This window comes from Blautia sp. Marseille-P3087, assembly GCF_900120195.1.
Lineage (GTDB): Bacteria > Bacillota > Clostridia > Lachnospirales > Lachnospiraceae > Blautia_A.
The window spans coordinates 2,613,087-2,625,149 of the sequence record NZ_LT635539.1 but is presented as its reverse complement, the minus strand read 5'-3'; the positions used below and the strand labels follow the sequence as shown (position 1 = coordinate 2,625,149).

The following is a 12,063-nucleotide window of genomic DNA, read 5'->3' as shown; positions in this document are numbered from 1 at the left end:
GTGGAAATCTCCTGTAGAAAAATACCCTATTCTCATTTGAAAAATCTTGTGCTATAATCCTAGTGTTCCAGATATACCGCTGTTTACGCGGTACCCGTAATGTCTGTTCACGCAGATATTTTCGTTTAGAAAGCGAGCGATCTATCATGTCAATGATCACATTACATAACACCTCCCATCCGGAGGTAACAATATTATCTAATACATTTATCGACAATTATATGCCGGAGGCCAATGGAGAATTTGTAAAAGTTTATATCTATCTTTTACGCGCCCTTTCCAGTGCTCCGGTTTCTTTCAGTCTGGAGCAGATGGCTGACCGGCTTCTCTGTACAGAGCGCGACATTCTCCGCGCGCTGAAATACTGGGCAAAGCAGGAGCTTCTGACTCTCGATTTTACAGACAATAATAAATTATGCGGGATTGCCCTGCTCTCCCCTTCCGCTACGCCTTCTGACAGCGCTGCGGCAGAGATCAGCGGCACTGCCGAACCGGTTCCGACAAAAGCATCTGCAAAGCCGTCTTCTGCCCGCCCGGAAGCGCTTACTCCGGAGCGTGTAAGTGAACTCAAACAAAACGAGGACATCATCCAGCTTCTTTACGTTGCCGAACAGTATCTCGGTAAGACCCTCTCTCCTACAGAGGTTCAGAAGCTTTTGTTTTTCTATGACGGTCTTGGTATGTCCGTAGACCTGATCGACTATCTGATCGAGTACTGCGTCGGACACAATCACAAGAGCATCCGCTACATCGAAAAGGTTGCTCTTGCCTGGGCACAGGAAGGCATCACATCCGTTGAAGAGGCAAAACAGTCCGGTTCCCGATATAATAAGGATTATTTTTCCATTCTGAAGGCACTGGGCATCACCAACCGTAATCCGGTCGAGACAGAAATCACACTGATGGACACCTGGCTCAAGACCTATGGTTTTTCCATGGAGATCATTCAGGAGGCATGTAACCGAACCGTCCTCCAGACCGGACAGGCAAGTTTCCAGTACACCGACAAGATTCTTGAAGGCTGGAAGCAGAAAGAGGTCCGCACGATGGACGACATCCGTTCTCTGGACAGCGCACACAGGAAAAAACGTCAGGAAAAAAAGGCTGCCCGAGACTCCCGTCCGGCACCGGCATCCAACAACCGATTCAACAATTTCCAGCAGCGTGAATATAATTTCGACGAATACGAAAAGCACCTGCTGAACCAGTAAAAGGAGAAAACCGTGGCACTGCAGAATTTTCAGTACGATATTATCATGAGAGAGTATAACCGCCGCCAGTCTCAGGTACAGCATGACCTTGAAGAACGCCGTGCCGAGGCTTTTGCACGTGTGCCGAGGCTTCTGGAGATTGACAGTGAAGTAGCAGCTTTAAGCGCGCAGAAAGCCCGTTCTCTGCTTCAGGGTGAGCCTGGATCTGTCGACGACCTTAAGAAAGATGTGGCTGCGCTCTCTGCTGAACGCCGTTCCCTTCTTAAGAAAAACGGTTTTTCCGAAGATTATCTTGAACCGCATTACTTCTGTCCGATCTGTCAGGACACGGGATATACTGGTGGTCAGAAATGCACCTGTTTTAAGAAAGCTGAGATCGAATTGCTCTATACACAGTCCAATCTCACCGAGATTCTCAAAAAAGAGAACTTTGAACACTTTTCTTTTGACTGGTATTCTGATACAATAAAAAATGAAGCTACCGGACTGACTGCCCGCGAGACCGCCAAACGTGCTTACGATGCCGCAGTAAACTTTGTCCGGGATTTTGATACACGCTCACAAAACCTGTTTCTGTACGGCAGCACCGGAGTCGGAAAGACCTTCCTCTCACACTGCATAGCCAATGCTCTTCTTGAAAGCGCACATTGTGTTCTTTACTTTTCTGCATTTGACCTGTTTGACCGTCTGGCGCAGACAGCTTTCTCGAAGAAACCCGAGACAGATATGGGCGATGATTTTATTTTTAACTGCGATCTTCTTATTATAGATGATCTCGGGACTGAACTGACCAACAGTTTTGTTTCGTCGCAGCTGTTCCTGTGTATTAACGAGCGTATCGCACGCCGCAAATCCACGATCATTTCGACGAACCTGAAACTGGAAGACTTTTCAGCCACCTATTCCGAGAGAACTTTTTCCCGGATAGCAAGCAATTATCAGATGTTGAAACTTATTGGCAAAGATATCCGAATCCAGAAAATATTTTTAGGAGGAAAATAAACGATGGCACAGCTTAACAGCAAAGAACTGACAACACTTCCGGTAGGCAGACTTGGACTGATTCCCCTCCAGAGTTGCCGCCCACTTGGCGAGAAAGTTGACGAGTGGCTTGTACAATGGAGAAAAGAACGCATCAGCCCTGAATTAGATTCTTTTGCATTTGAGGGATACAGACGTGATTCTTACATCGTTGATGTCAAAACACCACGTTTTGGTTCCGGTGAAGGTAAAGGTGAGATCGGTGAATCCGTCCGTGGTGACGATATTTACCTTATGGTGGATGTATGCAACCACAGTCTTTCCTACAGAATCAGCGGTTTCACAAACCTGATGTCCCCGGATGATCACTTCCAGGATCTGAAGCGTGCCATTGCTGCAATCGGCGGCAAAGCCCGCAGAATCAATGTCATCATGCCGTATCTCTATGAAAGCCGCCAGAGCAAACGTGTCGGCCGCGAATCTCTCGACTGTGCTTCCGCACTTCAGGAACTCACCGGCATGGGTGTAGAGAATATCATTACATTTGATGCACACGATGCCCGTGTACAGAACGCAACTCCTCTTCACGGATTCGAGACGATCCAGCCGTCATATCAGTTTATAAAAGCCCTTCTCCACAATGTGGAAGGTCTTCATATTGACAATGACCATTTCATGATCATCAGCCCGGACGAGGGAAGCATGCGCAGAGCCATCTATCTTGCCAACGTCCTTGGTGTGGACATGGGTATGTACTACCGCCGTCTTGACTACAGCAAAATGGTCAAAGGCCGTCATCCGATCGCAGCTTACGAGTTCCTCGGACCAAAGCTTGAAGGCAAAGATGTCATCCTGATCGATGATATGATTTCTTCCGGTAAGAGCATCCTTGAGATCGCATCTCTTCTTAAGAAACGCGGCGCCGGCAAGATCTTTATCTGTACCACTTTCGGTCTCTTCACCGAAGGAATGGAAAAATTTGACGAAGCTTACCAGAACGGTATCTTTGATAAACTTCTTACTACAAACCTTGTTTATCAGACACCGGAGCTTCTCTCCAAACCGTATTACATCACATGCGATATGAGCAAATATATCGCACTGATCATTGATACGCTGAATCATGATATGTCTGTCAGCCATCTTCTGAATCCTGCTGACAGAATCAAACGTTGCGTCAGCAACTATATGGCTCAGTACGAAAAATAATTTTTCAGATATCCCGGTCAGAAGTTTATGCAGCCGGATATTTGACGACAGAAAACCCCTGCGGAATCTCTTCCACAGGGGTTTTCTTTATTGTTATATCGTTATTGTATTGCAGGCAATGCCTGTATTCTTCAATATTTCTAATTCTTTTTTCTTACCGGTACTTACGATTACCTGTCTCTGATCTCCGGTAAGCCATGCAACAGTCTGAGCAGCATTTTCAAGATCATATGCTCCAAACATTTCTTCCAGCAGTACAGGAAGTTTCTCAGCACCGCACAGGATTTCACCCATAGCAAGGCGAAGAGAAAGATATATCTGTCCTACTGTGATCAGCCGGAGATTCTCTATCGATACAAGATCACTTCCCGTATCTACGCGGATATGGAAGTCTTCATCAATCAAAAGTTCCCTGCACTCTCCACCTGTGATTCCGCGTAGAATCTCTGACATGGTCTCAACCAGACGGTTTCCTGTCTTCTCGTAGATTCTGGCAGATAATTTCTCGATCGTATCCATTGCATAATTAATAGAATCGATCTCTATCTCATCTATCAGAGGAAGATATGCATATTCTTCCATCTCCTGAAGTTCCTCTGTCAGATTGGCAAGTGCCGTATTCTTTTCGTGAAGCTCATCATCCAGTTCATTCCTGCCGTCCTGAAGCTTATTCTGCTTCGCCAGCCATCTGCTCTTCATACGTTTACGTTTTTCCAGCTCACGCACGGTACGCATTTCAAAATTAGTCTCTGCCATAAAGACAAGCGCTCCCGCAATTCCCACCAGGACTGCCGGAACCACTGTCTGCATGTTCATTCCCATATAAATTGCTGCTGAAAAAACGGCAATAACGGTAGCGCACATTATAATGATCTGCGTGCGGTTCTTTTTTTCCAGTTCACTGATACGTCCATCCAGTATCTGGAAGCCATTGCTGTCTCCACTTGTCTTAAGCGCACTCTGCTGCTCTCCAATCTGCTGCTTCTGATCCTCCAGATCGTTGATTTCTTCGCGCAGGCGGCGAATCGCCTTGCTTACTTTGCCTTTTTCAAGCTGATCTGCCTTTTTGCGGCGCTCTACCTGCACCTGATATCCTTTACGGGTCATCTTAAGTCTCTGAGAAGTACGGCGAAGGTCCACTGTCCTGTCCGCGCTCCACTGGAATCCCGCAATCTGTCGCTGCACCTCACGTACGATCTCTGATCCGGTGTTGCCTTTAAGGGGTGCAATACAGATTGCATTCTCAAAAACGGATTCACTGATTCCCTGAGCTACCTTTGAATCGCAGATTCGGTCCGCATCTATCAGCTCTCCGCTTGTTTCACAGAGAAGCTCGCTGTACGGAGTCTCCCGGTGCAGATCACGTGTCAGACGGTAATTTCTTCCGCCGCTTTCAAACCAGAGCACACCGGCATATGGAAATTCCGCATTGCCAAAAAGCATTTTTTCTATAAATGTGCGTACTTCCTCCCGCATCTGTTCTTTTTCATCGTACAGTACATTCAGACCGGATGTAAATTTCAGTGTTTTGTTTTTTATTGATCCGAAATCCTTGATTTCTATCTGTCTGATTTTCATAATCGTTTCCTGTCATCTGCCAGTACCTGTGTACTCAAAAGTGCCTGTAATCCATAATACAGTGCCTTCTTTTCTACAACAGTCAGATCTTTGTTCAGAAATTTGTTTATATAATCACCAATCAGTGTTCCTCGATACTGACGGTAAAGTTCCTCTATTTTATATGCCGGTCTGGATTCATCCATAATCTCGACAATATTACCCAGTCCATGCAATCTCTCGGTCAACAGTACATTGTCCGGAGAAACCCTGCCTTTCAGAATAAGCCGGTATATGTTTCTGCCGCCACGGCGCATCACTTCACTGCGCAGCATTTCTTCAAGCTTGTACTGCGTCGTATCACTGTCCACGTTCAGAACAAGATTCTGATAGGAACGGTTTGCACACGGCACAAGACGCACCTTCACATTGCCATTCTCATATTCTCCCTGAATATAGCCGTGTTTACCGAGATCATTTCGATCCAGCGGCTCCAGCGAGCCAGAATAGGCAATCTTGTCGCGACAGACCGTATGAGGCTTATGAGAGTGTCCAAGCGCCACATAGTCAAAGCCGGCTGCTGCAAGTCCGGTAAAATCTATCGGACAGCAGCTTAAATCCCCACCATGCGCAAGAAGTACATGGAATCCAGGCTTGTTGAGCGGTTTCCACTCGTCATACAGCGGTGTACGCACCTCTTTGTGTTCGAAACTAAGTCCATAGACAAATATATTTTTCTCCGGAATCTCCACGCAGCGCTGCTCTTGCGTGTCAAAAAATGTGACATTCGGCGCCCAGCGAAATGTCCGGTAAAAAGAGTCCTCTTTTATGTAATCATGGTCTCCTGCCATGAGAAAGATTCTGGTCTCCGGAATTGCGGCGAACCATTCATTGACCTGTCGAAGCTGGCCAAGCAGTGGCTGCCGGTGAAAAAGATCTCCGGCTATAAACAACAAATCCACCGGATTCTTGCGGATACCCGCAATAACCCGGCGGAATGTTTCCCAGATTTCTTCTTCTCTCTCGTGGCTCCAGGGGCAGCCCCGGTCAGGAACTGCGCCCAAATGCACATCAGAAAGATGAATAAATCTTATCATGCAAAACTACTCCTTATAAATCGCAGTTGTTTACTGTTCTCGGGAATGGAATGACGTCACGGATGTTGCCCATACCTGTCAGGTACATTACGCAGCGCTCGAATCCAAGTCCGAATCCGGAATGACGGGTAGAACCGTATTTACGCAGATCCATGTAGAACTGATACTCCTCAGCCTTCAGCCCCATCTCATCCATACGGGCTTTCAGCTTGTCATAATCATCCTCTCTCTGGCTTCCACCGATAATCTCGCCGATTCCAGGAACAAGGCAGTCCATAGCGGCAACGGTCTTGCCGTCTTCGTTCTGTTTCATATAGAATGCCTTGATTTCCTTCGGATAATCGGTAACAAATACCGGTTTCTTAAAGATCTGCTCTGTCAGATAACGCTCATGCTCTGTCTGAAGGTCACAGCCCCAGAATACTTTGTAATCGAATTTGTCGTTGTTTTTCTCCAGAAGTTCAATTGCTTCTGTGTAAGTTACATGACCGAATTCAGAATTTACTACATGGTTCAGACGATCCAGAAGTCCCTTGTCGATGAAGGAATTAAAGAAGTTCATTTCCTCCGGAGCATTCTCAAGGACATAACGGATCACGTATTTCAGCATCTCTTCTGCAAGGTCCATGTTGTCATCCAGATCTGCAAATGCACATTCCGGCTCGATCATCCAGAACTCTGCTGCATGACGTGTCGTGTTGGAGTTCTCAGCACGGAAAGTCGGTCCGAATGTGTAGATATTACGGAATGCCTGTGCATAAGTCTCACCGTTGAGCTGACCGCTTACAGTAAGGTTGGTCTCTTTGCCAAAGAAATCCTGGCTGTAATCTACAGTACCATCCTCATTCATCGGAGGATTTTTCATGTCAAGTGTAGTAACCTGGAACATCTCTCCTGCACCCTCACAGTCACTTCCTGTGATCAGTGGAGTGTGTACATATACAAATCCCTTCTCCTGGAAGAATTTGTGGATCGCATATGCACAAAGAGAACGTACACGGAACACTGCCTGGAAAGTGTTGGTTCTCGGTCTTAAATGTGTCATGGTTCTTAAGTATTCCAGTGTATGGCGTTTTTTCTGAAGCGGATAGTCCGGAGCAGATGCACCCTCTACCTGTACTTCTTCTGCCTGAATTTCAAATGGCTGTTTTGCTTCCGGTGTCGGAACCAGTGTACCTTTGACAATGATCGCAGCACCAACATTTAATTTGCTGATCTCTGCAAAGTTTGGCATGTTGTCATGATATACGACCTGCAGAGTCTCAAAAAAAGTACCGTCATGAAGTACGATAAATCCAAATGCTTTGGATCCACGTACACTTCGTACCCATCCTCCTACGGATACCTCTTTGTTCAGGTATGCTTCTCTGTTTTTATAAATTTCTTTTACCGTTGTGAGCTTCATAATCTATACCTCTCTGTTTATTCATTTCTCATCCAATTGACTTCTAGTATAGACTATTCAACGGATTCCTGCAAGGAGTAAATCAGGGAGAACCGCTGTTTTTATTCGTTCCACTTAAGGATTCCGGCAGCAGAATAATCATCCGCCATATTATAAGAAGCAATTCCTTTCTCGGTCACAAGGTAAAAAGTATCTTTGATATAAATACCGCGTGCAGTACGGTAGTCCTGCCATTCCATTCTATCGTCAAAAAGGCCACAGTCGTTCATCTTCACATAAGCGTTCGGAACAAAACCATCTTCTTCATCAAAGGAGAATACACTGTAATAGAAGTTTTCACTTGAATCATAGATATCCGAATTGCTTCCATACATACCGTAGGCAAAACCAAACAGGCCTTTCTTCGGTGCAGCCAGGATTGAACGGTAATTTGTAAGTGCATCGCAGAAAGAAACGTCCTTCAGTACAAAACGGTCAGTCTCTTTTACATCGGACGGATCGCTGATGTCAAACATTGAGCATTTCATTCCAATCGTATTTCCGGTGTCCGGATCTGTCTCCCATCCGATTCCGAGCAGTTTGTTTTCGCCATAGAAGTGCAGGTAAGAGGAAAATCCGGTAATTTTCAGCTCGCCGAGCACTTTCGGATTTTCCGGGTCTGAAAGATCGACGGAGAAAAGCGGGTCTGTGTTTTTGTACGTGACAAAATATCCGGTCTCCCCCATAAAACGGGCAGATTTGATTTCTTCACCTTCTGCAAGATTCTCAATCTTACCAACTGTTTTCATTGAAGAATCCAGCACGTACAGGCTGTTGCTCCGTGAAAAATCACTGTAATCGGAACTCCAGGATTCCACAGTCGTTACCACGCGGAGATGATCTGCGTATTCGTCTAATGAAAAGTTGTCATTGAGTTCTCCTGCGACGGAGCCGGTGCTTCCGTCCGTGAATTTGCCGTCTGCATAACCAATGCGTACAAGTTCTGTACGGGTCTCTTTTTCGTTCCAGGTCGATACTGCGGAATAAATATTGTTTTCGCTCACGTAGAAGGTTTCTGCACCGCTGACAACTGCCATAATATCAGAAGCCTGATCCGGTGTCCCAACTGCAACTGCGCCGGAAACCAGATATGCCTTTCCATTGTAGGCAAAATCATCCGAACCCTCCTGCTCCGGCAGGTAGATATGATCGTATGCGATATATTCCTGTCCGCTTCTTGGGACATAATACTCAAGCTGATCTGCATTGTTTCCCGTATCCGGCATGTAGGAAGTAAAAAGATACAAATAACCGTTGCTTTGTCTGGATGAGAGATAGGAACCGTCCTGCTGATAAGTTCCTGTCAGTTTCGGAGCAGTTCTGTCCGATATATCGTATGTCAAAACAGAAACGGTCGTCACCGGCATGCTGTAGCTTGAGCGTACTGACTGCGTACTGTCGCTGTCGGAGTCCTCATCACTCGCTGACGGAAGATTCAGTTCTCCTTTGTAAGTGACGTATTCTATCTGCTGGCGGATTAACTGCAGGCAGTTTCCTTCCACATACATTTCTTTGTAATCAGCGCTGTTTTCGCCGTTAATCGTTCCAATCAGCTTCATGGACGCCGCGTCTACGATCCTGACTGTGCCCTTGCTGTCCATCGCATAAATGTAGGTTCCGTCTGTCTTTACAATATCTGCTTCGTCGACCATTTCTTCCTGCGTATTGGTTGATGAATAATCACCCGAATCTGATTTTTCATCATAACTGAAAGCAGAATCGATTTCGCCCTCAGGATACGCAGCAATTACGCTGTCCGGGGAAGCTGCATCCGCTGACGCCATATCTGATGCTGCCGCTGTATTTGCGCTTCCAGTGTCGGCCGATTCTTCAATTGTCATTACACGGGCATAGTTACTGGTAGTCGGGTTTTCATTCCATTCTTTAAGCATGTTGTACAGATCATCATAGCTGTCCATATGGGCAATGCCTGAGACCGGATCTGTCGCCTGTGCAACTTTGACAGGTTCGGCTGCTTCCGGTGAAACTGTGTCAAATTCTGTTGTGTCGGATTCTTCGGCACTTTGAATATCTGCCTGTTCCAGTGCCGTTTCATTAGCAGACTCCGAGGCGGTCTGTGCATCATTACCTGCTGTATATGTTGTGTCTCCTGACTTTGCCCCGGTACGCGTCTTTAACATCCCCGGAGTGATTCCCAGGGCTGCAATTACAACGACTGCCGCTGCTGCACCGATATATCGGGAAGTTCGGGCATTCCAGAATCTGTGTGTGGCGGTGCCTTTTGGCTGATCTTCTTTCTCCGTCCGGGCTGCTTCATTTGGCTGTTGATTTTTGCTCTGCTCTTCGAGCATTTTCTGTACATTCTCCGGTTTCAGGGAATCCGGCACCGGAGTATCTTCCATTGATTTCCTGATCTTATCCATCAATTCTCTGTCATCCATATTGCTGCCTCCTTTCTATGCAAGAAATTCTTTCATCTTATTCAGCCCGCGGCTGATCCGCGAACGGACCGTATTGTGGTTCATCTGCATCATTTCTCCGATCTCATGGCTCTTGAATCCGCCAATGACATTGAGGCAGATGATCCGCCGCTCTGTTTCGTCCAGACGATCCAGTGCCTCCCGTACCTGCAACGATTCTTCCGTCGCATCGCCTGTCGGCAGGTCATCCGGCAGTTCAACCGTCTTTTGGGTATATTCTTTTAGTTTGCGCTTGCATTTGTTGGACAGTATCTGAAAAATCCATACCCGGAATTTCTCATTATCACGCAGCTTCTCCACTGTTGCAAACGCATCTGCCACTGCCTCACTCACGGCATCCTCCGCATCCTGCGGATTCTTCAGGGTGTGGAGTGCAAAATAGTACAGCTCCCTATACACCTTTTCATAATATGCGGCAAATACTTCAGGCTTTTTTAAATCGTCCATGTTTCACCTCTGTTTCTGCCCGGCCCCCGCCGGTTCTGTGTTCTGTTTGATGCATCTGTATATTAGTGTCATTTTAGCATGGTTTTGTTGCATGGCTGTAAAAATTTTTCTGAATATATACAAAAAGAACCCGAAATTTCTTCCGGGTTCCACTTTCTGATGCTTTTACACTATGTAATTATAATGTCTCGATGAATCTCATAAATGCTTTTCTTCCTTCTGGTGTGCATTTGTATACACCGGCATCTTCGAGTACATGTACAAACACATTGCCGACCTCTTTCTGGAGGATTTCATGGATGTTGTCTTTGTTGATGTCCTTGTATTTCGGGAGCACTTCTGCTGCCCATGCCGCATGTTTCTCGATCTTTTCGTTGGAAGCGATGTCTTTGCCTTCCAGAATGTATTCTTCAAGAAGTTCCAGTTCTTCTTTCAGACGTGCCGGAAGTACGGCAAGTCCCATGACCTCTATCAGACCGATATTTTCTTTTTTGATGTGATGATACTGCGCATGCGGATGATATACACCAAGCGGATTTTCTTCGGTTGTGATGTTGTTTCGAAGTGTCAGATCCAGTTCATACATGTCACCGACTTTACGTGCGATCGGAGTGATCGTGTTGTGCGGTTCACCGTCTGTCTCAGCAAAAATAAATGCTGCTTCATCGGTATATCCTCTCCAAACTTCCAGTACATGTGTCGCAAGATCGACCAGACGGTCAGAGTCTTTATGACGGATACGAAGCACTGACAGCGGCCACTTAACGATGCCAGCCTCTACATCCTCATAACCCGGGATCGTCACATGTTTCTCAATCGGAGCTTTTGCCATTGCAAATGTATAATGACCGCCCTGGAAATGGTCATGGCTCAGAATGGAGCCGCCAACGATCGGAAGATCCGCATTGGAACCCAGGAAATAATGTGGAAACAGTTTGACAAAATCAAACAGCTTGATAAATGCATTTCTCTCGATCTTCATCGGGGTATGTTTGCTGTTAAACACGATACAGTGCTCATTGTAATATACATACGGAGAATACTGGAATCCCCATGGTGTATCATTGATCGTGATCGGAATGATTCTGTGATTCTGTCTTGCCGGGTGGTTTACACGTCCTGCATATCCCTCATTTTCCGGGCAGAGCAGACATTTCGGATAACTGCTTGCTTTGGCATTTTTTGCTGCTGCGATCGCTTTCGGATCTTTTTCCGGTTTGGAAAGGTTGATAGTGATATCAATTTCTCCATACGGGCTGTCCACTTTCCATTTCTGGTCTTTTTTTACACGATAACGGCGAATATAGTTGCTGTCCTGGCTCAGTTTGTAAAAATAATCCGTTGCTTTCTGCGGATCATCCTGATATCTGTCCCAGAACTCTTTCTGAACCTGTGCCGGACGGGGCATCAGGCAGTTCATCAGTCTGGTGTCAAAAAGATCACGGTAGACCACACTGTCTTCGATCAGTCCCCTCTTTACTGCTTCATCCAGAAGTTCATTCAGAGTTTCTTCCAGATCCACACCGGAAAATTTCTCTTCCGGCTCGGTGTATTCATCTTCGTGAAATACATCCAGAAGAAGGTTCGTTGTGTAATTTTTCTCACACTCCGGAACCAGTCCTGACTCAACTCCATACTGTACAAGTTTTGCGATGCCTTTGTTTAACATAAGCCTG

9 protein-coding genes are annotated in these 12,063 nt (G+C 46.1%); 3 read left to right on the top strand and 6 right to left on the bottom strand.

Going from position 1 to position 12,063, the window contains the following annotated elements; translation table 11 throughout:
• Positions 1-152 precede the first annotated feature (152 nt).
• The 3 genes from BQ7344_RS12475 to BQ7344_RS12465 are packed head-to-tail and all read left to right on the top strand — an operon-like array spanning position 153 to position 3,401.
• On the top strand, positions 153-1,211 hold the full coding sequence (locus tag BQ7344_RS12475; protein ID WP_330392867.1) for a DnaD domain protein: 1,059 nt from the start codon (positions 153-155) through the stop codon (positions 1,209-1,211).
• A 12-nt stretch (positions 1,212-1,223) separates the two neighbouring features.
• A complete protein-coding gene (locus BQ7344_RS12470; RefSeq protein ID WP_072522811.1) occupies positions 1,224-2,213 on the top strand; it encodes an ATP-binding protein in 990 nt (329 codons plus the stop codon).
• Positions 2,214-2,216: 3 nt separating this feature from the next.
• Positions 2,217-3,401: a ribose-phosphate pyrophosphokinase gene (locus BQ7344_RS12465; protein WP_072522810.1), complete on the top strand. Its 1,185-nt coding sequence runs from the start codon at positions 2,217-2,219 to the stop codon at positions 3,399-3,401.
• Between the two features lie 93 nt (positions 3,402-3,494).
• Here the strand turns inward: BQ7344_RS12465 and BQ7344_RS12460 are convergent, their stop codons facing one another.
• From BQ7344_RS12460 to galT, 6 genes are all read right to left on the bottom strand, one after another.
• Positions 3,495-4,979: a hypothetical protein gene (locus tag BQ7344_RS12460; protein ID WP_072522809.1), complete on the bottom strand. Its 1,485-nt coding sequence runs from the start codon at positions 4,977-4,979 to the stop codon at positions 3,495-3,497.
• Entirely contained in the window at positions 4,976-6,055 is a 1,080-nt protein-coding gene (locus tag BQ7344_RS12455) for a metallophosphoesterase family protein (RefSeq protein ID WP_083585542.1), read from the bottom strand. Before BQ7344_RS12455 ends, BQ7344_RS12460 begins: the two co-directional genes overlap by 4 nt.
• Positions 6,056-6,068: 13 nt before the next feature.
• A complete protein-coding gene (gene asnS / locus BQ7344_RS12450) occupies positions 6,069-7,460 on the bottom strand; it encodes an asparagine--tRNA ligase (protein WP_072522808.1) in 1,392 nt (463 codons plus the stop codon).
• A gap of 101 nt (positions 7,461-7,561) precedes the next feature.
• A complete protein-coding gene (locus BQ7344_RS12445) occupies positions 7,562-9,901 on the bottom strand; it encodes a beta-propeller domain-containing protein (RefSeq protein WP_072522807.1) in 2,340 nt (779 codons plus the stop codon).
• 15 nt (positions 9,902-9,916) lie between these two features.
• Entirely contained in the window at positions 9,917-10,387 is a 471-nt protein-coding gene (locus BQ7344_RS12440; protein ID WP_072522806.1) for an RNA polymerase sigma factor, read from the bottom strand.
• A gap of 178 nt (positions 10,388-10,565) precedes the next feature.
• Positions 10,566-12,056, bottom strand: coding sequence for a UDP-glucose--hexose-1-phosphate uridylyltransferase (gene galT / locus BQ7344_RS12435; protein ID WP_072522805.1), 1,491 nt, complete (start codon positions 12,054-12,056; stop codon positions 10,566-10,568).
• Between the last annotated feature and the right edge of the window lie 7 nt (positions 12,057-12,063).

Excerpts from the sequence above, each read along its gene's own strand:
- BQ7344_RS12475 (WP_330392867.1), top strand. The coding sequence starts at position 153 with ATGATCACATTACATAACACCTCCCATCCGGAGGTAACAATATTATCT.
- BQ7344_RS12465 (WP_072522810.1), top strand. The coding sequence starts at position 2,217 with ATGGCACAGCTTAACAGCAAAGAACTGACAACACTTCCGGTAGGCAGA.
- BQ7344_RS12460 (WP_072522809.1), bottom strand. The coding sequence starts at position 4,979 with ATGAAAATCAGACAGATAGAAATCAAGGATTTCGGATCAATAAAAAAC.
- BQ7344_RS12455 (WP_083585542.1), bottom strand. The coding sequence starts at position 6,055 with ATGATAAGATTTATTCATCTTTCTGATGTGCATTTGGGCGCAGTTCCT.
- asnS (WP_072522808.1), bottom strand. The coding sequence starts at position 7,460 with ATGAAGCTCACAACGGTAAAAGAAATTTATAAAAACAGAGAAGCATAC.
- BQ7344_RS12445 (WP_072522807.1), bottom strand. The coding sequence starts at position 9,901 with ATGGATGACAGAGAATTGATGGATAAGATCAGGAAATCAATGGAAGAT.
- BQ7344_RS12440 (WP_072522806.1), bottom strand. The coding sequence starts at position 10,387 with ATGGACGATTTAAAAAAGCCTGAAGTATTTGCCGCATATTATGAAAAG.
- galT (WP_072522805.1), bottom strand. The coding sequence starts at position 12,056 with ATGTTAAACAAAGGCATCGCAAAACTTGTACAGTATGGAGTTGAGTCA.